Here is a 23413-nt window from a genome sequence, read left to right as displayed (position 1 = left end):
CGAGGCAAGACCGAACTGCGGCTGGAACCGTACTGTTCAGCGTACAGTGCAATAGCATCGATGACGGCAGACTGCTTCCGATCGCGTCCGAATACAATCGGCGTCGGATCGATCTCGGCCACTCCCCACACTTGCCGGTGAGCCAATTGCCGAAGCGCTCTCCTTGCATCGAAATTGTCGGCGCTCCTCAGCGGGAATGCCATCATCGGACACGCCGCCTCACCGGAACAGCAGGTGAACGCCAGCCGCGCCGTGCTCTGAACGGATCCGAACCGGTTGTCGAGAATCCGAGATGTCGCGTCACTCGATCAATAGGTCAAGGGCGCTCCTGGCAACATCGATGAACTTCGATCGATAGAGCTCCAGTGGGTCACCGGGTTGTTCGGATACGCCCAGGGCAACCACGGAATAGACGGCACCGTCGCTCCCCACGGCAACCAGCGTGACCGCCACGACGCCTGGCGAGCTTCCGATCTTCTCCGAGAGTGTCACCAACCCGCGTTCTACAAACGGCGAAGAAGACGCGATCTCGGGTGACCGGAGGATCTGCGACATGCGCGGATCGTCGCGTCCCAGCTCCACGACCGCCCGGTGCGCACTCGCCACGTCTTCAGCGTTCGCGAACCAATCGATGTCGCGTGGCCAGAACGGCGCGCGCTCGATCCATGCCGGGTCCACTGTCAGCGGCTGACTGCTCAACTTCTCAAGAATGCCATGGCGAGCCGCGCTGGATGCCTCGTTCCAGTCGTTCGCGAGCGACGTGTCGCCGCCGAGCGTCAACTGGAACATTTTCCTCGTCGTCGGGAACGGTTCGAGGAGGTCAGGTTGGTGATGCCCGAGATCGCGCACCGCGGCCGACAACCGCTGGGCTCCGACAGCGTCCATGAGAACGTCGGCTGCTGTGTTGTCGCTGATCTGCATCATCAAACGTGAGAGCTCGAACACGCTAATTTCTGTTCCGTCCGGCTCGAGGTGCAGCCGACCGGTTGGGAGACTCTTCTTCCTATCGTCGATCATGAGCACGTCCTCCCAGGAGAGATCCCCTTCTTTGATCGCTTCCACTACAGCTGCCAGAACGTACAGCTTCATCACCGATCCAACCGGACGGAGAACGTCGTGCGCCCGCTCGTGAACCGACTCCGTGTGCGACCCGCGTGTCACCTGCATGAGCAGTGATGACGCAGGAACGAGCGCTTCGAGACGAGCCGCTGCTTCGGCAAAGGATGCAATCGATGGTGATGCAGTGGCAACCGCCGCGTTCACGACGAGCGCTCTGAGCTCTCCGTTCGCGTTCGCGGTGATCTGCAGATCGAGGAGAATGCCAAGCCGATTGCGGACGACAGCAAGAGCTCCCTCGGGTCGAAGTTCGAAGGACTTCACCGTGTATGGGCCCAGGGGCCGAAGGCTCGAATTCACCATGGTGACCAAATGCGCGGTGGACTCCGAGTCGAACGCACCCGCGTCCGATTTCGACTCGACAGCCTCAGTGGTCAAGTCCTCCTCTGCGTTCAGCCGTTCGACCGCCCACAGCATCAGATCTTGGGTCCGGAGTTCCTTAGCGGTCAGGTCTGTGCCCGCTGTCGGAACAGTTTCTCTGAGATTCAGGCTGCATCCGACCAGCACCGAGCACAGGAGGAGCGGAACGGCGAGCTTGCGCCAGTAGGCGTGATCCGTGCGGACTGCGCGCCGGACGCAACCACCCGTGCTCGGCGCCTCACGCCTTTGCCGCGGCCTGGCCGACCGGAGGAATCGCAGCATCACAACACCTCCGATCGCCGAACGGCATCGTCGTCTCCGAGGATCGATGGAGAGTCGTCCTCGTCACTCGCAGAACCGGGCGAAGCGGAGGGCGGGACGAGCTTCATCGTCGCGATCCCGACGGTTGCGATCATGATGATCCCGAAACTCCACAGCCCGATGCTGAGGATGATCCCGACGTGCAATGCGACCGCCATAATGAACGCGATCCGTCGACCGAAGTCAATGGTCACAACGAGAATTCCGATGCAGATCTCTGCGACGATGACACCCCAGGTGATGACGGCTAAGAGGAGCGGGACTGACGTCGCCCAGTGCAGCACATCTGCGATGAGGCCGCTTGCGCCAAACATGTACCCGCGAGAGATGTAGTACTCGGCCGATCCGTTGGACCAGTCATCGACGTTGAACTTCTCAAATGCACTATTGAGATAGATCAAGGTCACCTGGAGTCGCAGGGCATAGATCCCAGCGAGTGCAACACCTCGACCGACTGGTCCGACGGGCCGGCGCTCCTTGGACCATGCCCATCTCCGATCATCCGCAGCCATGATGAAGATGATGATCACCGAGACGATCGCGGCCACAGAATCGCCGCCATCGGGCAATGAGATTCCGGTGGAGATGGAGATGGCGATCCAGGCATGAACGAACGCCATCACCCTCGGCAGGAACCCGACGAGCACGAGGCCCAGCAAAACAATCATGACGATGACCCGCACGATCGAGGGCACCTCTGGACCACCGATGCAGAAGGCGGAGATGATCCGCGCCCCAGCACAGTAAGGCGCCGGTTCGGCTCCTCCGACCGTTTGCATCAGTGCGCTGAACGGCGTGAAAACGAGGATGGAGATCTGGGCGGCCGCCAGAGCGCCGCGGCCGAGCGTGAAGGCACGCTGCCGAACCTCCAACGATTGCAAGGCGATCTGGAGCCGTAGCGCTGGCCCGGGTCGCTCGTGCATCAGCACACCGCGTCCACGGTCGTGAAGGTCTCGATGGAGTGCATGGGGAGATCGAATTCTCGGTATTCGAAGGGCGTGAACGTCTCTGTGGTCAGAATGATCGGGCCGCAAAGCGTACGGTGAGCGAGGTTCACGGTGATCTTCTGTGGCTGCAATGAACTGGCCTCGGCGAGGCAGTGTTCGCGGGTCTGGCCAGTTTCACACTCGTGCCACTGCCCGACGGCTTCGGAGAGCTGTGCGAGCTCGGGCCCCTGCGCCCGCTGCGCCCTGCTGAGGCCGAAGAGATTCTCCACCCGCCCTTGAGGTGCAAGCATCAACGACGCCATCGTCTCCGCGTCATATGCGGCGATCTCAGTCGCCTGTGGTGCGTTCGTGAAGAACCCCCACCCCTGTGGGGAGACCGTTGTGAATGCCAGCTGCAGGTTCTTGTGCACGTCCGACTCACTTGACAGAACATTGGGCGGGAGCACGAAGTACACGCTTGCCCCGATCCAAACAGCGAGCACGGCCAAGGCTGCCCCGAAGAACCAGACAGCCTTGTCCGCGATCACTCCCCTCTCCCTCGAGCGCGGAGGCAGCCTCACCTACTTGCCGAGAGCCGCAGCGAACTGGGCCGCGCGCTTCTCATGCGAGATCGGGCTCTGCTCAGTGCTCGTCCCCCAGAAATCGATGGTGTTCCAGACCCATCGCACGTTCCCCGCCCCGGCGACCGTCGCCACGGCCGCTCCGGCGACAGCAGCCACGACGACGACGAAGACGATCGATCGCGCCGAGACGAACTCCTCCTTGTCGGGCACGTTGAGCCCCATGACCTCCGCTACGCCGTAGGAGATCTCGGAGAAGTTCTCGAGAGCAACGTCGACGAGACGAGGATCACCGGACTGCAGCGGCACGGTAACGAGCTCGTTGAAGTTCGGTTCGACACCCATGAACAGGGCGTACATCTCGTCTCGTGCTTCGACGGTGACGCTATCCACTTCCGGCGCATACGGCGAGAGTGCCTTGTGGTCCTCGTAGACCGGACCCGAGCCGAGCACCAGGAAGCTGATGATGTCGTGGTCCGTGTACGACGTCGTCGTCGCCGCCTCGTGCTGTGCAACAAGGCTCGCGCCGGAGGGCGCCGCAACCGCAGGCAGGTTCCCCGCGAGTACCAACGCTGCCGCACACAGCACCGAGACAGCCGACTTCATCCTGATAGCCAATGTTCCCCCAAGAGTGATGGCCTCGAGCGCCAGGGACGGGCTCGTGGACCAGTGGAGCGGAGGCGAGTTGCCAGCGCCACATCGCGAGCTGCACTTCGCAGACTCGTCGAATCAAACCAAACATGTACGGTGCTTTGTTTCTGGGCGCGAAAATTGGCGCGACGACCGACGGCGCGAACGACGACATACAACCGTGCATGTATGTTTGGTTCATGGTTTTCGGAGTGCTCATCCTCGTGTTCGCTGCTGCTGCCGTCGTCGCAGCCGTCGAATGCGCCGCCCGAGGGCGACTCGGCCCGAACAACCTGGTCGGGATCAGAGCAGCCTCGGTCATGGCTTCCGATGAAGCCTGGCAGCGGGGCCATCAGGCAGCCCGACCCTGCGTGTGGATCGGCGCATTCTTGGCGGTCACGGGGGGCTCGCTCAGCCTCGTGGTCGACCCCACGCACTCGAACGCGTTCGTGCTCGCAGGCCTGTCGGCGTTTCTGATCTTCGTGCTGCTCGGAAGCGCGATCGCCGTGCGCGCGGCACGCCAGGTCCCCCCGCCGGGCGTCGACGACGACCGGCGAGCAGCGCCCCTCCCCTAGCGTCCAGCACGATGCACTCCGGGAGAGCACCATCCCTGTCGATCCGGTGACACCTTGCCTGATCTACGGCACGGGCTCGGTTGCAGCGGAACTCGCGATGCAGGCAAGGCGCCGGGGCATGCCGTTCCTCCTCGCCGGGCGCGACGGCGCGAGTCTCGACATGCTGGCTGACCGGTACGGCGTCGCGAGGATGCAGCTCGACCTCCGGCAGCGTGCGAGCTCCCTGACGCAACACCTCGACGGCGTCAGCGGGGTGATCAACGCAGCCGGACCATAGTCCTCCACCGCGAAGCCGCTCATGGAGGCCAGCGCGGAAGGTTGCGTCTCCTACGCTGACCTGTCGAATGAGGGCCGCACTCACGAGTACGCGTGGAAACGGGATGCCCACTGGCGAGAATGCGGCATCGCCGTGGTAACCGGCGCGGGGTTCGGCACGTATCTGGCCGAAGTGCTCGCCGAGCATGCGCTCCGAACGATAGACCAGCCGCAGAAGGTCAGCCTGACGAGCCTCGCGAGTGGCAGGACTTCGAAGTCACCAGGCGTCACAGCTTCGTCGCAGGCAGTTCTCGCTTCAGGAAGCTGGCGCTTCCGGTCCGGGACGCTGGTCAGGCTGAGAGTTGGAAGAGCAGTTGAGACCTCTGAGACGAGCTCTCACCTGACACTGCACACCGGCGACCTGTTCGCTCTGCGGAGGACGACGGCGGCGACCGACATCCAGGTGTTCGCCGAGCTCGGGTTGCCTCGCGGCCAGCTCCTCCTGCTACTCCCGCTCCTGCGAGTGCTGTCTTCGCTGCACGGAGTTCGCCCTCTCAGGCTTCCATCACATCGGCGAACGCGGCCTCGGATGCTCACGTCGACCGCGAGCACCATCATCAAGCCTCGTCTCCGAGTCACCGTGGAAGGCAGCGCCGGCGATCGTGCATCGTTCGTTCTGACTGCTGGGTCTGGAACAGCCTTTGCGGCTGCGATCTACCTGGAAGTACCGGCAGCCCTCGCAGCCGAGGCACGGTCCGGGTGCATGACGCCGCTCGAGATCCTGGGATCGAATCCGGCGAGACACCTTCCAGGCGTGCACATATCACCAGACCGATCAGAAGATCCGAAGGGACGAGATGCACCACTTTGATGGGCGGCCATTAAAGGAGATACTCGGCAAGGAGTCCGGCCGATACTTCGGTTCGGGTCATCGACACATCAGGCATACCGTCAGCCAGGTGGCCGAACACGTCGACGGTGACAGGATCCGACTTTCGGCGGTTAAGCAGGCGGTCTATCCGCGCCGCTGGTCGCTGGACGCGGCAGGAGATCCCCGCGAGGTGCATCTCAGTTCTATCGATGCGATCAGCCTGGCGCTGAAGACCATCAGCTTGTGTGAGAACACGAATCGCGGCGCTTGGTGGGAAGGGCCGTTCGATGTCACAGGGTTCTCAGTCGTCGCCGGACGTGTGGCGACAACTGATGTGGGCTCTGTCCCCATCGGCATCACGACCGATCACGGCGGACCGCTCGTCAGCACCAAGTCATTGCGGGCTTGTATCGGCGGACTGGACGTCGACTTGGAGTGCGCCCCGAGCCGAGCCCGACCGGGCGCAGCCGAGGCGGCACCCGGCCTCACCCATGCGGCAGCAGGCGACTCGAACCAGATGTCGTCCCACGTCGATCGCGTGGACCTCGTCGATGGACACCTCGAGACGTCCCATTCCGTCACATCATCCCAGGCAGGGTACTCAGCCGCCCCGCCCCGCCTTGACGCCGTCGATGAACTCGTCATGTTCGGTCAGTTGGCGCAAGTCCTCATCTACGCCGTCAATGACACCAGCCGCTCCGCTGTACCGAACCTCTGGCTCAGGCGCGCCTCCGTCTCTCGGACGCCCGCTCCGTCCGGCGGCCAGGCTCGATTCTCCGCTCGCACGTCCGTGCGCAGGAACGCCGAGGTCGTCATCGGCGGCCGAACCCTCCGCGACGTGAGGTTGGTCTCGACATCCGAGCACGGTGCGAGCGCCAGCGCGGCGTTCGGCTACTCAGCGTGAACCCTCCCGAACGGGGACCAGACGGCAGAGACGCTGAACCATGGGCCGATAGAGTGGCTTTGGGATCAGTCGGAGGTGCGCGTGGCACAACAGGAACGCGGGATCGCCACACGAGAGGCGATTATTCTCGGTGGGGCGAAGGTGTTTGCGCGCCTGCACTACTCGACCGCTCGCGTCGCCGATATCCTAGAAGCAGCATCCGTCACGCAGGGTGGTTTCTACTTTCATTTCCGCAGGGGCAAGATCGAGGTGGCGGAGGAGATCATCCGCCGCCAGGACCAGGGCTTCATCCTCCTCCGGGATTCGATTCTGGAGTCGGGCGACGACGGCCTCGCTTCACTGCTCACGCTGTCCCGGTCCCTCGCGAGAGCAGTGCAGCACGATCCAACGGCGCAAGCAGGCCTGCGTCTCGTCGCACAAGCCTCATCTGAATTCCCCGGCGTTGCGAAGTTGCCGGATCCAGTCTGGCTCGACGCGATAGCGTTGTTTCTCGAACAGGCACGAGCTGAAGGCAATCTTCGCGCCGAGGTCGATATCCCGACTGCCGCTCGAGCCGTCGTCTATATGTTCACCGGCGCGCAGACGAGCTCGTTCGTCTCGAACGGTTGGCGACACCTGGAGGCGAGCCTCGAGGCGACACATTGGTTCTCCATGCAAGCGCTCGCCACGCCGGAGTACCTGGCGACCACGAAGAACACCCTCTAGTGCTTCGCCCGCAGGCATGCATGCGAAACAGCCGCACCGACATCGCCCTGACGCCTCGCTTGTTGCGGCTGTTCCGGCAGCCAGCCCGTTCGAGCAGGCCGCGCAGGGCGGCAGCTCCGACGCCGACCGCGACGCCGAGGAAGGCTTCGTGGAGACTGAACCCGAAGTCTGTGCCAACCCGACCTCGTATGGCCGCCGGGCACTTCCTGCGCGGCGAGGGGCCACCGAATGACCCCATCGAGGCCTCAGATCCGCGGAATCACGCGGGCATGTTCGGAGCGACACGTTGTGCTGGAAACTGCGGCGACACTTACGTGGGAAACCCGCTGATCCAGGGGGCCTGCGGCGACATTTCGCGGGCGCGTTCACAGACGTGAAGGGCGCCGCTGCCGTCCCCGAGCCCGTCGACGTCCCGCTGGGCGGCGGGTCGATCCGTCTGGGCCAGTTCCTCAAGTTCGCGGGGATCCTCTCGGGCGGCGAGGCCAAGGAGGCGGTCGCCGAGGGGATGGTGACCGTCAACGGCGAAGTGGATCTGCGCCGCGGGCGCCAGCTCGCCGTCGGCGACGTCGTCGGGTTCGATCGGAACCGCTTCCGCGTCTGCGAGTGAGGGCGGCCGCCCCTCGGCGGGTGCGATCGGCCGAGACGGCGCGGAACCGATGAGACGCCGCTCAGAGGCGGACGCGTCGGCGTGTTGAGCGGTGGCTCGGCGCACACTGGCTCCTGGACATCCCGGGACGACAGGAGACGCGCGTGCAGCTCGGCATTCACTTCATGGACTTCACCCTTCCAGGCGGGAGCGCGGGGATCGCGCCGATCCTCGGAGCGACCGCGCGGACGGCCGAGGACGTCGGCTGCGCGTGGTTCACGCTGATGGACCACTACTTCCAGATGGAGCACTTCGCGACGAGCGAGGATCCGATGCTCGAGGGCTACACCTCGCTCGGCTTCGTCGCCGGCCGGACGGAGCGGATGCGGCTGGGGCTCCTCGTCACCGGCGTGACGTACCGCCATCCGGGACTGCTCGCGAAGATCGTCACCACCCTCGACGTGCTCTCCGGCGGGCGCGCGATGCTCGGCATCGGGGCCGCCTGGTACGAGCGCGAGCACCTCGGGCTCGGCGTGCCGTACCCGCCGCTGAAGGAGCGGTTCGAGCGGCTGGAGGAGACGCTGCGGATCTGCCGTCAGATGTGGAGCGACGACGACGGGCCGTTCGAGGGGACGCACTACCGGCTCGCCGAGACGCTGAACCACCCGGCGCCGATCCAGCAGCCCGGCCCGCCCATCCTCATCGGCGGCGGCGGAGAGAGGAAGACGCTGCGGCTGGTCGCGCAGTACGGCGACGCCTGCAACCTGTTCGGCACCGGCGCGGACGACGTGGCGCACAAGCTCGACGTGCTGAAGCGGCACTGCGACGACCTCGGGCGCGACTACGCGACGATCACGAAGACCATCACCGGGGGCGGCGATCCGATCGGCGACCCCGACGGCTTCGTCCGCGCGATGGAGGAGTACGCGGCGCTGGGGATCGACCACGTGCAGCTGGCGCCGGCCGGGCCGGATCCGGAGGGGTACGTCGCCCGGCTGGGCGAGGGCGTGATCGAGCGGGTGGCGGCTCTCGGCTGAGGGCTCCCGGGACGCACAGCACTCCGACCGGTTCGGGTGCCGCGGGCGTCACCGCTGATCCGCTCCGCCGGCCGGGTCCGCCGTCACCGGCGCGAAGACTCCGGTGGCGGGCATGTCCCGGGTCGGGGGACGCCGTCGGCGGATCCTGCCCCCCGTCAGGGTCGCGGCGTAGACGCGGGCGAGGAGCGCGACCCACGGTTCGAGCCTCCCACCTCGGGTTATTGAGCTCACGCTGACGTGGGCAGATCGCTGGCCTCATTGCCGCACGTGTCCTCTCGTACCTCGCTCCGCCGTCATCGGCAGAACCGCAGAAGAGGGGCGATCGGGACGGGTGTCGTCCTCGCCGTCGTCGGCGCCGCGCTCTTCGCCGGCGTCTCGGCGCACGCGGCCACTGCTCCCGACCTCGGCACGGCGGAGGACTACTCGGTCCTGGCCGCGTCGACCGTGACGAACACGGGGTCGAGCGTCCTGGACCAGAGCGTCGGGGTCAGCCCGCTGACCGCCGTCACCGGGTTCCCGCCCGGACGGACGGACGGAGTGATCCACCGCGGAGACGCGGAGGCGGCTCAGGCCCAGGCCGACGTGGGCACCGCCTACGGACAGCTCGCCTAGCAGGCGACGACCGCGCAGATCGACGCCGAGATCGGCGGCAGGACGCTGAAGCCCGGGGTCTACACCGCGGCCGGACCGGTCGGAGTGACGGGGACGCTCACGCTCGACGCCGAGGGCGTCAACGAGGCGGTCTTCGTGATCCGCGCCGCGTCGACGCTGACGACGGCGTCGTCGAGCACGGTGGCCCTGATCAACGGAGCGCAGGCCTGCAACGTCTACTGGCAGATCGGCAGCTCCGCGACGCTCGGCACCGACTCGGACTTCGTGGGCTCCGTGCTCGCCTCGGTCTCGATCACGGTGACGACGGGCGTCTCCGTCGAGGGCCGCGCACTGGCCCGCACGGGAGCGGTCACGCTCGATTCCAACGACTTCACCGAGCCGGGCTGCGAGCCCACCGACGGCGGATCGTCGCCGACGGCGACTCCGACCGTGACGCCGACGGTCACGCCGCCCGTGACGCCGACCGTGACTCCGACGGTCACGCCGACCGTGACGCCGACCGTGACTCCGACGGTCACTCCGACCGTGACGCCGACGGTCACTCCGACGGTGACCCCGACCGTCACGCCGACCGTGACTCCCACGGTCACGCCGACCGTGACGCCCACGGTCACGCCGACAGTGACCCCGACCATCACTCCGACCGTGACCCCGACGGTGACCCCCTCCGTCACGCCGACCGTCACGCCGACCGTGACTCCCACCGTCACCCCGACGGTGACTCCCACCGTCGTGCCGACTGTGACGCCGACTGTGACGCCGACGGTGACTCCCACCGTCACCCCGACGGTGACTCCGACTGTCACGCCCACCGTCACTCCGACGGTGACTCCGACGATCGCGCCCACCGTGGCTCCGACGGTCACGCCGACGACCACGCCGACGGCGACCCCGACCGTGGCTCCGACGGCGACCCCCACCCCCACGCCGACCGCGACGCCCACGGCCTCGCCGACTCCGACCGCGACCACAGCGCCGCGACCGGCGCCCTCCCACGCCGCGGTCGTTCCCGTGTCCGGGTCGAACGGTCCCCGCGGTCCGGCTCTCGCCTCGACCGGAGTGGACGCCGCAGCGACGGCGACCGCCGGAGTGCTGGGCCTGCTCGCCCTGGTCGGCGGCGGTCTGATGCTCCTCACCCTCCGACGCCGCGGTGAGCACACCGGCAGCTGATCCCGGCTGATCACCGGAAGCTGATCACCGCCAGGCCGTGCGCCGGACTCCCGAGGGGTCCGGCGCACGTCTGCGCCCTCGATCGCGCTCCGCCCGTCTCTCGGGTGTCCTCGCCGATGCGCGCAGGCCCGCTCGTGCGTCGAGACGCCGCTCCGAGCGTCGGGACACCGCTGAGCAGGCGGTGTCCTCCGCGTTCTCGCGGAGGGCGGGGGCGTCAGCCGGAGGACTCCCGCGGCACGAAGCGGACGGGCATGGCCTGCACGCCCGCGGTCGGACGTCCGTGGATCGCGTTCGAGAGCTCCTCCGCGGCGGCGCGGCCGAGCGTGTCGAGCATCATGTCGATGCTCGAGAGCGGCGGGCGGGCGGCCTCGACGAGGAGGTCCCAGTTGTCGAAGCCGACGACGGCCACGTCCTGCGGCACCCGCCGGCCGGTCTCGCGCAGGTAGTCGAGCGTGCCGCGGGCGATCTGGTCGCTCGCGCAGATGATCGCGTCGAGGTCCGGATGCGCCCGCAGCAGCGTCTCGGCGCACTGACGCCCCCAGCTCTCGGACCACTGCCCGAAGAGGACGCCGCCGCCGACCAGCGGCAGCCCCGCCTCCGTCAGCGCCTGCTCGACGCCCCGGGCGCGGTCGTGCGCGGCGGTGTAGCTCGGCTCGCCGTTGACGAGGGCGATCCTCGTCCGTCCGCGCTCGATCAGGTGGCGGGCGGCGAGGACGCCGGCCTGCACGTTGTCGGGCGTGAAGGAGGAGTCGCGCGGATCCTCCGAGGGCGCATAGGCGTAGACGACCGGCACCGGGATGGTGCGGGTGATCGAAGGGCGCGGGTTCGTCGTCCGGCCGAGCACCACGATCCCGTCGACGCGCTTGGCGAGCAGGTTCTTGATGTGGTGCTGCTCGCGGATCGAGTCGCCGCGGGCGTCGCAGAGGAGCACCGACGTCGATCCTGCGCCGAACGCGTCCTCGGCGCCGAGCAGCACGGGGAGCACGAAGCGGTTGTCGAGATCGTTGGTGAGCATCCCGATGGTGCCCGTGCGCCGGGAGTTGAGGGCCTGCGCGAACGGGTTCGGGGTGAAGGAGAGGGCCTCGGCGGCGTCCAGCACGCGCTGGCGGGTCTCGGCGCGCACCTGGTCGCGGCCGTTGAGCGCCTTGGAGGCGGTGGCGATCGAGACGCCGGCGGCGGCCGCCACGTCGGTGAGCGTGATGGTGCCGGTGGGCTTGCGTGGTGGCACCGCGCCTCCGTTCCGGGCCCGGCGGGCCGCCGCGTCGATCCTCGCACGACTCCGGCGAAAAACCGAAAAGACCGAAAAGGTCGCATCTCTTGACGCGCTGACCGCCCCTGCCTAGGTTTACCCGACAGAAAGTAGTTTCGGCCCGGCGTAGACGATCGGGACGACTGCCGAGGAATCCGTCAACGACGAAGGGATCATCCGTGAAGACGAGGAAGCACGCTCGGGGCCTCGCCGCCGCCGTCCTGCTGGGGACGGCCGCCGCCGCACTGACCGGCTGCGCGAGCGGCTCCGGGGGAGACTCCGGCTCCGCCGCGGGAGGCAGCTACACGTTCTGGGACCCGTACCCCCAGTTCGACGAGTCGTCCGACTGGGCGAAGCTCATCGACTCCTGCGGGACCGAGGCCGGCGTCACCGTCGAGCGCACCGGCTACGACACCACCGACCTGACCAACAAGGCGCTGCTCGCCGGCCAGCAGGGCAACTCGCCCGACCTCCTGCTCGTCGACAACCCCGTGGTCTCGACGCTCGCGGAGTCGGGCATCCTGACCACGACCGCCGAGTCCGGGCTCTCCACCGACGGGATCGACGCGAACATCCTCGCGGCCGGCCAGACCGGCAGCGACACCTTCGGCGTGCCGATCGGCGCCAACACGCTCGCGCTGTACTACAACAAGGCCGTGCTCGAGAAGGCCGGCGTGGACGCCGCCTCCATCACCGACTGGGCCGGGCTGACCGACGCGCTCGAGAAGGTCACCGCCTCCGGCGGCAAGGGCATCACGTTCTCCGGCATCGGCACGGAGGAGGGGACCTTCCAGTTCCTGCCGTGGTTCTGGGGCTCCGGCGCCGAGCTGACCGACCTCGACTCGCCCGCCGCGGTCGACGCCGTCTCGCTCTGGAGCGACTGGCTCGAGAAGGGCTACGCGCCCAACTCCGTGATCGGCAACACGCAGACCACGAGCTGGCAGGAGTTCGAGACCGGCGAGTACGCGTTCGGCGAGAACGGCACCTGGCAGCTGGCCAACGCGAAGGCCTCGGGCATCGACTACGGCGTCCTGACCATCCCGTCGAAGGACGGCGGAGCGGCCCCCGCACCGACCGGAGGCGAGTTCCTCACCCTCCCGGTGCAGTCGGATACGGCGCGCTACGAGACCTCGAAGCAGATCGCCGAGTGCCTGACCTCGACGGAGAGCCTGGTCACGACCGACAACACGCTCTCGTACATCGCGCCGACGGCCGAGGCGCAGCAGGAGCAGGTCGCCGGCAACGCCGACCTCGAGCCGTGGGTCACCGCCGTGCAGGCCGCGAAGGGCCGCACCTCGGACGACCTCGGCACGAAGTACCCGAAGATCTCGGAGCAGCTGTGGGGCGCGGTGCAGACCGTGCTCAGCGGCTCGCAGTCTCCCGAGGACGCCCTGAAGGCCGCCCAGTCGGCCGCCGAATCCGCCACGAAGTAGGACGACCGGGGGCTCCCGCTCCCCGAACGAGGTCCCCCCGGCCGGTGCTCCGCGCACCGGCCGGGGGGACGGGAGAGACCATGACCACTGCCACCGAGACCGCCCGCCTTCTGCGGCGCGGCACCGAGCCGCCGGCCCCGCCCGCCCCGGCCGCCGAGAGCCGTCGGCGCCGCTGGCGACCCGAAGGCGGCCGCCTGGTCGCGTGGGCGTTCCTCGCCCCGCTCGTCGCCTACCTGCTCGTCTTCTACGCGTTCCCGCTCTACCGCAACCTCGAGCTGAGCCTGAAGGACTACACGGTCCGCTCGTTCGTGCAGGGGAACGCGCCCTTCGTCTGGTTCGACAACTACGTCCAGGTGTTCCAGGACGCGACCTTCGGCCCGGCGCTGCTGCACACGGCGGTCTTCACCGGCGTCTCGCTCCTCTTCCAGTTCACGCTGGGGCTGGCGCTCGCCGTGTTCTTCTACCGCCGCTTCCCCCTGGCGAGCACGCTCCGGGCGCTGTTCCTGGTGCCGTGGCTCCTGCCGCTGATCGTCTCGGCCTCGACCTGGTCGTGGATGCTCAACAGCGACTCCGGCATCGTGAACGCGTTCCTGGAGTCGTTCGGGATCGGCCAGATCAACTGGCTCACCTCGCCGACCACCTCGCTGATCGCGGTCCTGATCGCGAACATCTGGATCGGCATCCCGTTCAACCTGGTGATCCTCTACTCCGGCCTGCAGAACATCTCGCAGGACCTCTACGAAGCGGCCTCGCTCGACGGCGCGACCGGCGCCCAGCAGTTCTGGCGGATCACGCTGCCGCTGCTGCGCCCGGTGTCGGCGATCACGATCCTGCTCGGCCTCGTCTACACGCTGAAGGTGTTCGACATCATCTGGATCATGACGAAGGGCGGCCCCGCCGACTCCTCGACCACTCTCGCCACCTGGACGTACCAGCTCGGCTTCGGCTCGATGCTGCCCGACTTCGGACCGGCCGCGGCCGTCGGCAACCTGCTGATCATCCTGGCCCTCGTCTTCGGCCTCGTGTACATCCGCGTCCAGCGGAAGCAGGCCGACTCGTGACCGCCCGACGCCCCTGGTACCTGACGGTGGTCGGGATCGCCCTCACGGCGGTCATGCTGTTCCCCGTCTACTGGATGATCAACGTCTCCCTCACTCCGACCGGCTCGATGCGGAAGGATCCGCCGGACTGGTTCCCGTTCTCGCCCACGTTCACCGGCTACCAGGCGGTGCTGAGCGAGCAGCTGCCCTACCTGGGCACCAGCCTCGTCGTCGGCCTCGGCACGGTGCTGCTGACCGTGGCGATCGCCGCTCCCGCCGCCTACTCGCTGGCGAAGCTGCGGCCCCGCGGCGGGCAGGCCCTCTCGTTCGTGCTGCTGATCGCGCAGATGATCCCGGCGATCATCATGGCGATGGGCTTCTACGCCATCTACCTCAACCTGGGACTGCTCAACTCGATCCCGGGCCTGATCGTGGCCGACTCCACCATCGCGGTGCCGTTCGGCGTGCTGATCTTCACGGCCTTCATGTCGGGGATCCCCGACGAGCTCACCCAGGCGGCGCGGATGGACGGAGCGAGCGCCTGGCGCACCTTCACCTCGGTGATCATGCCGATCAGCCGCAACTCCGTGGTCACCGTCTCGCTGTTCGCGTTCCTCTGGGCCTGGTCGGACTTCATCTTCGCCTCGACGCTCGACAGCGGAGGGAAGCTCCAGCCGATCACCCTCGGCATCTACAAGTACATCGGCAACAACAACCAGGAGTGGAACTCGATCATGGCGACCGCCGTGGTCGCCTCGCTCCCGGCCGCCGTCCTCCTCGTCGTCGCCCAGCGGTACGTCTCGGCGGGAGTCACCGCCGGCGCCGTCAAGGACTGACCCGTCCCTCCAAGGAGACACCGTGACCCTCACCGCCCCCACCGCCACCGCCCTCGGCGGCCCGGTCGCCCCCTCGCGGAGCGCGCTCCGGCCGCTGCGCCAGGACGAGATCCGCCTCACCGGCGGCTTCTGGAAGCACTACCAGGACCTCAACTCCTCCGCCGTCATCGAGCACTGCCGCTCGTGGATCGAGCGCGTCGGCTGGGCCGGCAACTTCGACCGTGCGGCCGACGGCTCGATCTCGTCCGCCGAGGGCGGCGACGCGCACGCGGGCATCGAGTTCGTGGACTCCGAGGTCTACAAGCTCCTCGAGGCCATGGCCTGGGAGCTCGGCCGGAGCGACGACGCCGGGCTGCAGGAGCGGTACGATGACCTCGTCTCGCGGGTCGCCTCCGCCCAGCACCCGGACGGCTACCTGCACACGAGCTTCGGCCGGCCCGGCCAGCGTGCGCGCTACTCCGACCTGGAGTGGGGCCACGAGCTGTACAGCTTCGGGCACCTGATCCAGGCCGCCGTGGCGCGGCTCCGCACCGGGCACGACGACCTCCTGCCGCAGGTCGCCCGACGGCTGGCCGACCACGTGCACCGCGAGTTCGGGCCCGAGCGGAGGGTCGCCGTGTGCGGCCACCCCGAGATCGAGCCGGCGCTCGCCGAGCTGGCGCGGGCGACGGGGGAGGAGCGCTACCTCGAGCTGGCCCGCCTCTTCGTGGAGCGGCGCGGGACGGGGACGCTGAAGCCGATCGCGTTCGGCGCCGAGTACTTCCAGGACGACGTGCCCGTGCGCGACGCGGAGGTGCTGCGCGGCCACGCGGTGCGGGCCCTCTACCTCGCCTCCGGGGCTCTCGATGTCGCGGTCGAGACCGGCGACGCCGAGCTGGAGGAGGCGGTCCGCCGCCAGTGGGAGGCGACCGTCGAGCGGCGCACCTACGTCACGGGCGGGATGGGCTCGCACCACCAGGACGAGGCGTTCGGCGCCGACTACGAGCTGCCGCCGGACCGCGCCTATGCCGAGACCTGCGCGGCGATCGGCTCCACGATGCTCAGCTGGCGGCTCCTGCTCGGCTCGAACGAGCACCGCTACGCGGACCTGATGGAGCGGACGCTGCTGAACGCGGTGCTCCCCGCCACCCGCGACGACGGCCGCGCCTTCTTCTACACGAACACGCTGCAGCAGCGCGTCGACGGAGTGGCGCCGGACGAGTCGCGCGAGACCGACCGCGCGCAGTCCAGCCTCCGCGCGCCGTGGTTCTGGGTCTCGTGCTGCCCGACCAACACCGCCCGCACCCTCGCGAGCGTCGAGCTCGGCTTCGCGACCGCCACCGACGACGGGGTGCAGCTCCACCAGTACGGCGCGTACGAGGTGCGCACCGGAGGCGTCGCGCTGCGCGTCGAGACGGAGTACCCGGCAGACGGCGAGATCGTCGTGCGGATCCTCGAGGACGCGGAGTTCGCGCTGACGCTGCGGGTGCCGCCGTTCGCGCGGGGCTCGGCGCTGCTCGACGGCGAGCCGGTCTCGACGCCGACCGTCACCGTCCGCCGGGCGTTCTCCGCCGGCGACACCGTGCGGCTCTCGCTGCCGATGTCGGCCCGCTTCGTCGCCCCGCACCCCCGGATCGACGCGGTGCGCGGCCAGGTCGCCCTCGAGCGCGGGCCGTTCGTGCTGGCGATCGAGTCGCTCGACCTGCCCGAGGGCCTGGACACCGAGCACATCGCGGTCGACGCCTCGGTGCCGCCCGTCGTGACGGCGGAGGGAGCGCGCGTGTCCCTCGTGGCGCGCGAGGCGGCTCCCGGTTGGCCCTACGGCTCCGTGCCGATGGAGGAGGGGCGCCGCTTCGAGGCGGAGTTCCGGCCGTACCACCGCTGGGCGAACCGCGGACCGTCGACGATGCGGATCTGGACGCCGACGGCCTGACCCGGCGGCGCTCGCGAGAACGCAGAAGTCGTCGCACTCGTGTGTGAGTGCGACGACGCCTGCGTAGTGGCTGCCGTTGCGGCGCCGTGCGCTCAGATCCAGCCGCGCTCGCGGGCCTCGATCACCGCGCGCTGGCGGGTGTCGACGTCGAGCTTGCGCAGGATCGACGAGACGTGGTTGCGGACGGTGCCGGAGGAGAGGTGCAGCGCCGCGCCGATCTCGCCGATCGTCTCGCCGCGGGAGCCGGCGCTGAGCACGTCGAGCTCGCGGTCGGTCAGCGGGCTGCGCGTGCTCGCCAGGGCGTCGGCGGCGATCTCCGGATCGACGTAGCGGCGTCCGCTCGCGACCTGGCGGATCACCTCGGCGACGTCCTCGACCCGGCGCGACTTCGGCAGGAAGCCGCTGACGCCCGCTCCGAGCGCTCGCCGCAGGACCCCCGGCCGCGCGTGCCGGGTGACGACCACGACCCGCGTCGCGGAGACCCGGCGCAGCCGCTCCGCCGCCTCGATCCCGTCGAGCCCGGGCATCTCGACGTCGAACAGGCACACGTCGGGCTGCAGGCGCAGCGCCTCCGCGACCGCCTGCTCGCCGTCGCGGCACTCGCCCACGATCTCGAGGTCCTCCTCGAGGCGGAGGAGCGCGGCCAGAGCCGTGCGGATCATGTCCTCGTCGTCGGCGATCAGCACCCGGATCACGAGTCGCTCCCCACCGGCAGGCGCGCGTCCAGCTCGAAGGAGCGGCGGACCGCCGCGGCGCGCAGCGTCCCCCCTGCCCGCTCGACCCGCTCCGCCATGCCGAGGACGCCCGAGCCGGTCCCGTCCGCCTCCTCCGCGTCCGGTGCCAGGTCGTTCACCGCCTCGAACCGCCACTCGTCCTGCTCCCGCGCGAGCCGCAGCCGCGCGCTGGAGCCGCCGCCGTGCTTGAGGATGTTCGTCGTCGTCTCGCGGACCACCGGCCCGAGCGTCTCCGCCGGCGCGTGGGACGCCGCCGGGTCGACCTCGAGCTCGACGCGGAGCCCGGCCGAGCGGAGCAGGTCGGCGGCGTTGGCCAGCTCGTCGACGAGCGGGACGCTGCGGAAGCGCGTGGCGAGCTCGCGGGTGCCGGTGCGGGCGCCGTCGACCGAGCGCTGTGCGGCGCGCAGCTGCTCGAGAGCGGCCTCCGGGTCGCTGCCGAGGACGCGCTCGGCGAGCTCGAGCTGCAGCGCGATCACCTGGAGGTGGTGGCCCTGGAGGTCGTGCACGTCGCCGGCGAGCAGCAGGCGCTCCTGCGCGGCGGCGAGACGGCCCTCGGCGGCGCGCGCCCGGTCGAGCTCGCGGACGATGTCCCACCACCACAGCGCGCTGACGACCGTCAGGGGCAGCAGCGTCGCGAACAGCAGGAGGGTCGAGAGCGCGGCCGACGCGTCCGGCGCCGCGCGCGTCTGCTCGAGCACCGCCGCGACCGCGAGGACGATCGTGCAGAGCACCATCACCCGGAGCCGCACGCCGCTCTGCCAGGGCAGCACGGCGACCAGGGTCGCGGCGAGCGAGAGCCCGAGCGCGAGGCTCCCGGCGGCCGTGCCGGTGAGCGCGGCGGCCGCCACTCCGAGGCAGAAGACCAGGGTCGGCGCAGCCCGGAGGCGCACCGGGCCCTCGCGGTCGGCGCGCCGGTACACGAGCGCGGTCGGCGAGAACACCGCGACCCAGGCGGCCGCACCCAGGAAGTAGGCGCCCTTCCGCCACTCCTCGGCCTCGGCGCTCAGCACCGCCACGGACCAGACGGCCAGGACGATCACCACGAAGGAGGCGGCCGACGCGAGCGTGTACCACCAGGTCACGGCGACGCCGCGGCCCGCGCGCACGGGCGGATCCGCCTCGGTCGAGTTCACCATGCGGCCCAGGCTACGACCATGACACTTGTCACCCCTCGGGCCGTCGATCCTCCCGGGACGCGGTGACCCGGCGGCACTGCCGCAGCGGGCGCGGACACGGTCGGATGGAGGAGTCCCGAGAGCCGGGGCCACGTACCGGAAGGCACGACCATGACGATCATCAGCGACGCGATCCTCGGATTCCAGGACCTGATCGGCCGCGTTCCCGAGCTCGTGCAGCCCCTCGTCGTCGCCGCGGCCGGGGCCGTCCCCTTCATCGAGGGCGAGGGAGCGGCGAGCATCGGGATCATCGGCGGCATCCACCCGGTCGTCGCCGGGCTCGCCGGGGCGATCGGCAACTTCGTCTGCGTGGCGCTGCTCGTGCTGCTGGGCACCGGCGTCCGCTCGGCGATCACGGGCCGCTCGGAGGCGAAGCGGACGACTCCGCGGCGCGAGAAGTTCCAGCGGGCCTTCACCCGCTACGGCGTCCCGGGCGTGAGCCTGCTGGGGCCGCTGCTGCTCCCGACGCACTTCACCGCGGTGATGCTGGCGGGCGCCGGAGTCGGCCGCGGGCGGATCCTGCTCTGGCAGGGCGTCGCGATCGCACTGTGGACGACGGTACTGACGGTGATCGTCGGGCTCGCGGTCTCGGGCGCGACGCAGGCGGGCTGAGCGGGCCGGACACGGTCCTGAAGCGTGCGACCCCGGTGGCGCAGAGGCGTTCGCGCCACCGGTCAGTGCCGGATGCGCCGTCCCGGTCCGCCGTCCGGATCCGCCGGGCCGGCGGACTGCAGGTGCGTGTGCAGGCGGATGAGGGTGTCGCGCAGCCGGGTCTTGACGGTGCCGAGCGGGATCGACAGCTCCTCCGCGATCTCGGAGTGGCTGTACCCGCGGACGTAGGCGAGGTAGAGGACGTCGTGGTGGATGGCGGCGAGCTGCCGGATCGCGCCGGCCGCGGGCGCCAGGGCCAGCCGGACGTCCGAGCGCTCCCACTCGTGATCGCGGGGCCGGTCGAGGACCGTGTACTGCAGCTCCCGGCGCCGCGCCGACCGGTCCGCCCGGGCGCGGTCCACGGCACGGCGGTGCGCGACCTGGGCCAGGAAGGCGAGCACGGGACGGCCCGGGTCGAGCGAGCGCGCGGTGCGCCAGAGCTCGAGGTAGACCTCCTGCGCGACCTCCTCGGTTGCGGCGCGGTCGTCGAGCACGGCGTCCGCGACGGAGACGACCCGGCCCGCGGTGAGCGAGTAGAGCTGCCGGAAGGCGGTCCGGTCGCCCGCGCAGACCCGCAGCAGCAGGGCCGCTGACCGCGCAGGGCCGTCCCCGGGCTCACGCCGCTTGCCCGTCATCGTCGACACAGGGCTCAGCCTGGCACCGCGGACGCGCTCCTCCCGGGGTTACTCCCTGTGAGGTGGCCCCCGTTAGAGGCTCACTTTCACAGGAGTCCGCCGATGCGCGCCGCACGCCCGCCGATGCGCGGCCCCGGTCGCGCACGGGGCCCGTGCGGCGGCGTCGACGGACTCGGCCGCCCGTCAGGCGGCGACGCGCGCGTTCGACTGCGCGAGGAGCGCGACCGAGCGCAGGCGCGCCTCCGTCTGCAGCGACGCGTGAGCGACGATGACCTCGTCGGCGTCGGCGGAGCGGGCGAAGTCGGCGGCGTAGTCGGCCACCTGGTCGCCGGTGCCGACACCGGTGTAGGTGGTCATGCTCGCGACGTGGGCGCCGATCGGCGCGCTGAGCAGGGCGTCGAGCTCCTCGTCGTCGAAGGTCTGGCCGACGGGGATCTGCCCGCTCTGGCGCAGCAGCATCATCAGGCGGGCGCGCTTCATCTGCGCGAACTGCTCCTGCGCGTCCTCCTCGGTGTCGGCGGCGATGGCGTTCATCCCGGCGATCACGTAGGGGGCGTCGAGCTGCTCGGAGGGGCGGAAGCCGCGCCGGTACTCCGCGACGGCCTGGTGGAGCGCGTCCGGAGCGAAGTGCGAGGCGAACGCGTACGGCAGGCCCAGCGCGGCGGCCAGCTGCGCGCCGAAGAGCGAGGAGCCGAGGATGTAGAGGGGGACGCGGGTGCCGGCACCGGGCGTCGCGCTCACTCCGGGGATGCGGGACTCGCCGGCGAGGAAGGCCTGCAGCTCCAGCACGTCCTGCGGGAAGCGCTCGGAGGAGTCGGGGTCGCGGCGGAGCGCGCGGAAGGTCGCCTGGTCGCTGCCGGGGGCGCGGCCGAGTCCGAGGTCGATCCGTCCCGGGTGCAGCGTCTCGAGGGTGCCGAACTGCTCGGCGATGGTGAGCGGGGAGTGGTTCGGCAGCATGACGCCGCCGGAGCCGAGGCGGATCGTGGAGGTCTGCGAGGCGACGTGCGCGATGAGCACCGAGGTCGCGCTGGAGGCGATGCTCGCCATGTTGTGGTGCTCGGCGTACCAGACGCGGCGGTAGCCGTTCCGCTCGGCCTCCTGGGCCAGGGCGACGGAGGCGGCGAAGCTGTCGCGAGCGGTCTCACCGGGGGCGATGGGGGCGAGGTCGAGGATGGAGAGGGGAACGCTCATGGTGAGGGCAACGCCCGCGACGGCTCCGGTGTTCCCGTCGCGGGCGCCTTCCTCACGCCTCGGGGATGTCGCGGCCGTACGCGTCCAGCGTCACGGCCTCGGGCTCCGGTCCGCCGCGCACGCCGGCCTCGAGGGCGTCGATCCTTGCGAGCTCCGAGCCGGAGAGCGCGAAGTCGAACACGTCGATGTTCTCGGCGATGCGCTCGGGGCGGGTCGACTTGGGGATGACCTGGCGGCCCTCCTGCAGGTGCCAGCGCAGCATCACCTGCGCGGCCGTCTTCCCGTACTTGGCGCCGAGCTCGAGGAGCACCGGGTCGTCGAAGCTGCGGCGCGGGGAGTCGCGGTAGGCGGTGATGCCGCCGATCGGCGACCAGGCCTGGGTGAGGATGTCGTTCTCGCAGCCGAAGCGCTCGACCCGCCGCTGCTGGAAGTACGGGTGAACCTCGAGCTGGTTCACCGCGGGGACGACGTCGGTCTCGGCGAGGAGGCGGGTGAGGTGCTCGACCATGAAGTTGCTCACGCCGATCGCCCGCACCCTCCCGTCGGCGAGCAGCCGCTCGAGCGCCCGGTAGGCGTCGAGGGTGCGGTCGAAGGCCTCGGGCAGGGCCTGGTGCAGGATCAGCAGGTCGATCCGCTCGACGCCGAGCTTGCCCGCGCTCTTGTCGAAGGCGTGCAGCGTCTCGTCGTAGCCGTAGTCGCTGATCCACACCTTCGTCTCGAGGAAGACGTCGTCGCGGCCGGCGATCGCCTCGCCCACCTCGCGCTCGTTGCCGTAGGCCGCCGCCGTGTCGATGTGCCGGTACCCCGCGTCGAGCGCGGCGGCGACGGCGGCGCGGGTCTCGTCGGGCGGAGTCTGGAAGACGCCGAGTCCGAGGGCGGGGATCTCGACACCGTTGTGGAGAGTGAACGTGTTCATGAGCCCACGCTACGTCCGCAGACGCCGAGTCGCCCGAGAAGCCGCGCGCGACTCCTCAGGCGACCCCGTCGCTCCGGCCCTGTTCAGCCGTCGATCGGCAGCAGGATCCCCTTCACCGTCTCGTCCGTGGCGAGGAACTCCTGCACGGCCGGGTCCTGGAAGGCCTGGACGAGCTTCTTCACGTTCTCGGTGTCGCGGTACTTCGAGCCGATGGTGAGCTGCCCGGCGAAGTCGTCGGGGGCCTGCGGGGCGAAGATCTGCTGCTCGATCGGGATGCCGGCGGCGAGGTAGTACTCGGTGTAGCCGACGGCCGCGTCGAGGTCCGGCAGCGCGCGCGACTGGGCGGCGAAGTCGAGCAGCGTGAACTGCAGGTTCTTCGGGTTCTCGGCGATGTCGTCCTGGGTCGCGGTGCCCGGCTCCGTGCCCGGCTTCAGCGTGATCAGGCCGGCGTTCTGCAGCAGCCAGAGGCCCTGCGCCTCGTTGGCGGGGTCGGAGTAGAGCGAGACCGTGCCGCCGTCGGGGATCTGGGAGACATCGGAGTACTTGTCGCTCCAGAGCCCGAAGCCCCAGCGGAAGACGGGGGTGGCCGCCTCCTCCTCGAAGTCGGGGTTGGCCTCGAGCACCTGTCCCAGCCAGAGCTTGTGCTGGTACACCGTGGCCGCGACCTCGCCCTCGCTCACCGCGCGGTTGATGGTGTTGCTGTCCGAGAGCCCCTTGAAGGCGACGGTGATGCCGTAGCGCGGCGCCACCTCCTCCGCGACGAAGTCGACCAGGGCCTGCTCGGAGGCGTTGCCCTCGGCGGTCGCGACGTAGAGCGTCGCGCCCTCCTGCTCGTTGGCCGAGACGGCGGGGGAGAGGAGCGGGACGGCGATCGCGGAGGCGACGCCGACGACGACGACGGCCGCTCCGGCGATCCAGGGCCAGCGGCGCTTCTTCTTGAGATCGAATCCGAGGTCGTCGGGAGTGGACATGGCGATGCCTTTCGAAGAGGG

At 69.5% G+C, this 23413-nt stretch carries 23 protein-coding genes and 1 pseudogene; 12 read left to right on the top strand and 12 right to left on the bottom strand.

Annotated elements, in window-relative coordinates; all coding sequences use genetic code 11:
• Positions 1 to 300: 300 nt before the first annotated feature.
• The 4 genes from C5C63_RS03655 to C5C63_RS03640 all read right to left on the bottom strand — a co-directional run bounded on the left by C5C63_RS03655 (position 301) and on the right by C5C63_RS03640 (position 3910).
• On the bottom strand, positions 301 to 1533 hold the full coding sequence (locus tag C5C63_RS03655; protein WP_181110548.1) for a serine hydrolase: 1233 nt from the start codon (positions 1531 to 1533) through the stop codon (positions 301 to 303).
• A 224-nt stretch (positions 1534 to 1757) separates the two neighbouring features.
• Positions 1758 to 2720, bottom strand: a complete 963-nt coding sequence (locus C5C63_RS03650; RefSeq protein ID WP_146078446.1) for a sporulation-delaying protein SdpB family protein — start codon at positions 2718 to 2720, stop codon at positions 1758 to 1760.
• A complete protein-coding gene (locus C5C63_RS03645; RefSeq protein ID WP_181065488.1) occupies positions 2720 to 3271 on the bottom strand; it encodes an SdpA family antimicrobial peptide system protein in 552 nt (183 codons plus the stop codon). Before C5C63_RS03645 ends, C5C63_RS03650 begins: the two co-directional genes overlap by 1 nt.
• A 33-nt stretch (positions 3272 to 3304) precedes the next feature.
• Positions 3305 to 3910 (bottom strand): hypothetical protein, encoded by a 606-nt coding sequence (locus C5C63_RS03640; RefSeq protein WP_104295087.1) that lies wholly within the window; start codon positions 3908 to 3910, stop codon positions 3305 to 3307.
• A 134-nt stretch (positions 3911 to 4044) separates the two neighbouring features.
• Here C5C63_RS03640 and C5C63_RS03635 point away from each other — a divergent pair, with 134 nt between their 5' ends.
• The 7 genes and pseudogenes from C5C63_RS03635 to C5C63_RS17340 form a co-directional block, all read left to right on the top strand.
• Positions 4045 to 4509, top strand: coding sequence for an SdpI family protein (locus C5C63_RS03635; protein ID WP_104325497.1), 465 nt, complete (start codon positions 4045 to 4047; stop codon positions 4507 to 4509).
• Between the two features lie 118 nt (positions 4510 to 4627).
• On the top strand, positions 4628 to 4786 hold the full coding sequence (locus tag C5C63_RS16900) for a hypothetical protein (RefSeq protein ID WP_181068330.1): 159 nt from the start codon (positions 4628 to 4630) through the stop codon (positions 4784 to 4786).
• Between the two features lie 835 nt (positions 4787 to 5621).
• Positions 5622 to 6539: an AvrD family protein gene (locus C5C63_RS16650; protein WP_146078445.1), complete on the top strand. Its 918-nt coding sequence runs from the start codon at positions 5622 to 5624 to the stop codon at positions 6537 to 6539.
• Positions 6540 to 6620: 81 nt separating this feature from the next.
• The gene (locus C5C63_RS03620; protein ID WP_104257791.1) at positions 6621 to 7244 is read left to right on the top strand and encodes a TetR family transcriptional regulator; all 624 of its coding nucleotides are present in this window, start codon (positions 6621 to 6623) and stop codon (positions 7242 to 7244) included.
• Positions 7245 to 7617: 373 nt separating this feature from the next.
• Positions 7618 to 7851 (top strand): RNA-binding S4 domain-containing protein, encoded by a 234-nt coding sequence (locus C5C63_RS03615; protein ID WP_104222694.1) that lies wholly within the window; start codon positions 7618 to 7620, stop codon positions 7849 to 7851.
• Positions 7852 to 7994: 143 nt separating this feature from the next.
• Positions 7995 to 8867, top strand: a complete 873-nt coding sequence (locus C5C63_RS03610) for an LLM class F420-dependent oxidoreductase (protein WP_181068329.1) — start codon at positions 7995 to 7997, stop codon at positions 8865 to 8867.
• 237 nt (positions 8868 to 9104) lie between these two features.
• A pseudogene (locus tag C5C63_RS17340) lies at positions 9105 to 9791 on the top strand (ice-binding family protein); the annotation flags it as partial.
• On the opposite strand, the gene C5C63_RS17335 reads toward C5C63_RS17340, so the two are convergent.
• Both C5C63_RS17335 and C5C63_RS03600 read right to left on the bottom strand, forming a co-directional pair.
• Entirely contained in the window at positions 9695 to 10450 is a 756-nt protein-coding gene (locus C5C63_RS17335) for a hypothetical protein (protein WP_258065382.1), read from the bottom strand. The pseudogene C5C63_RS17340 and the gene C5C63_RS17335 overlap by 97 nt on opposite strands.
• A 413-nt stretch (positions 10451 to 10863) precedes the next feature.
• Positions 10864 to 11877: a LacI family DNA-binding transcriptional regulator gene (locus C5C63_RS03600; RefSeq protein ID WP_104291938.1), complete on the bottom strand. Its 1014-nt coding sequence runs from the start codon at positions 11875 to 11877 to the stop codon at positions 10864 to 10866.
• A gap of 200 nt (positions 11878 to 12077) precedes the next feature.
• Between C5C63_RS03600 and C5C63_RS03595 the strand changes: the two genes are divergently transcribed.
• The 4 genes from C5C63_RS03595 to C5C63_RS03580 all read left to right on the top strand — a co-directional run bounded on the left by C5C63_RS03595 (position 12078) and on the right by C5C63_RS03580 (position 17119).
• Positions 12078 to 13331, top strand: coding sequence for an extracellular solute-binding protein (locus tag C5C63_RS03595; RefSeq protein ID WP_104291937.1), 1254 nt, complete (start codon positions 12078 to 12080; stop codon positions 13329 to 13331).
• An 80-nt stretch (positions 13332 to 13411) separates the two neighbouring features.
• Complete coding sequence (locus C5C63_RS03590) at positions 13412 to 14392, top strand: carbohydrate ABC transporter permease (protein ID WP_104225802.1); 981 nt, start codon at positions 13412 to 13414, stop codon at positions 14390 to 14392.
• Positions 14389 to 15207 carry a carbohydrate ABC transporter permease gene (locus C5C63_RS03585; RefSeq protein ID WP_104222699.1) on the top strand — a complete coding sequence of 273 codons (819 nt, stop codon included), beginning with the start codon at positions 14389 to 14391 and terminating at the stop codon, positions 15205 to 15207. The genes C5C63_RS03590 and C5C63_RS03585 overlap by 4 nt, the downstream gene beginning before the upstream one ends.
• 22 nt (positions 15208 to 15229) lie before the next feature.
• The gene (locus C5C63_RS03580) at positions 15230 to 17119 is read left to right on the top strand and encodes a glycoside hydrolase family 127 protein (protein WP_104325496.1); all 1890 of its coding nucleotides are present in this window, start codon (positions 15230 to 15232) and stop codon (positions 17117 to 17119) included.
• A 92-nt stretch (positions 17120 to 17211) separates the two neighbouring features.
• Here C5C63_RS03580 and C5C63_RS03575 read toward each other — a convergent pair whose 3' ends face one another.
• Both C5C63_RS03575 and C5C63_RS03570 read right to left on the bottom strand, forming a co-directional pair.
• Positions 17212 to 17814 (bottom strand): response regulator transcription factor, encoded by a 603-nt coding sequence (locus tag C5C63_RS03575; protein ID WP_104222701.1) that lies wholly within the window; start codon positions 17812 to 17814, stop codon positions 17212 to 17214.
• Complete coding sequence (locus C5C63_RS03570) at positions 17811 to 18989, bottom strand: sensor histidine kinase (protein ID WP_104325495.1); 1179 nt, start codon at positions 18987 to 18989, stop codon at positions 17811 to 17813. The genes C5C63_RS03575 and C5C63_RS03570 overlap by 4 nt, the downstream gene beginning before the upstream one ends.
• Before the next feature lie 150 nt (positions 18990 to 19139).
• On the opposite strand from C5C63_RS03570, the gene C5C63_RS03565 reads away from it, so the two are divergent.
• A complete protein-coding gene (locus C5C63_RS03565; protein ID WP_104225805.1) occupies positions 19140 to 19640 on the top strand; it encodes a small multidrug efflux protein in 501 nt (166 codons plus the stop codon).
• 62 nt (positions 19641 to 19702) lie between these two features.
• Here C5C63_RS03565 and C5C63_RS03560 read toward each other — a convergent pair whose 3' ends face one another.
• The 4 genes from C5C63_RS03560 to C5C63_RS03545 all read right to left on the bottom strand — a co-directional run bounded on the left by C5C63_RS03560 (position 19703) and on the right by C5C63_RS03545 (position 23392).
• Positions 19703 to 20314 carry a sigma-70 family RNA polymerase sigma factor gene (locus tag C5C63_RS03560; protein WP_258065380.1) on the bottom strand — a complete coding sequence of 204 codons (612 nt, stop codon included), beginning with the start codon at positions 20312 to 20314 and terminating at the stop codon, positions 19703 to 19705.
• A gap of 183 nt (positions 20315 to 20497) precedes the next feature.
• A complete protein-coding gene (locus tag C5C63_RS03555) occupies positions 20498 to 21505 on the bottom strand; it encodes an LLM class flavin-dependent oxidoreductase (RefSeq protein WP_104232972.1) in 1008 nt (335 codons plus the stop codon).
• Between the two features lie 52 nt (positions 21506 to 21557).
• On the bottom strand, positions 21558 to 22421 hold the full coding sequence (locus C5C63_RS03550) for an aldo/keto reductase (RefSeq protein ID WP_104325493.1): 864 nt from the start codon (positions 22419 to 22421) through the stop codon (positions 21558 to 21560).
• Positions 22422 to 22504: 83 nt separating this feature from the next.
• Complete coding sequence (locus tag C5C63_RS03545) at positions 22505 to 23392, bottom strand: MetQ/NlpA family ABC transporter substrate-binding protein (RefSeq protein ID WP_104225807.1); 888 nt, start codon at positions 23390 to 23392, stop codon at positions 22505 to 22507.
• Between the last annotated feature and the right edge of the window lie 21 nt (positions 23393 to 23413).

It is taken from the genome of Rathayibacter sp. AY1B8 (assembly GCF_002932775.1).
GTDB lineage: Bacteria > Actinomycetota > Actinomycetes > Actinomycetales > Microbacteriaceae > Rathayibacter.
Note: the sequence above shows the minus strand (reverse complement) of the source record. Positions and strands in the feature narration are given on the sequence as shown.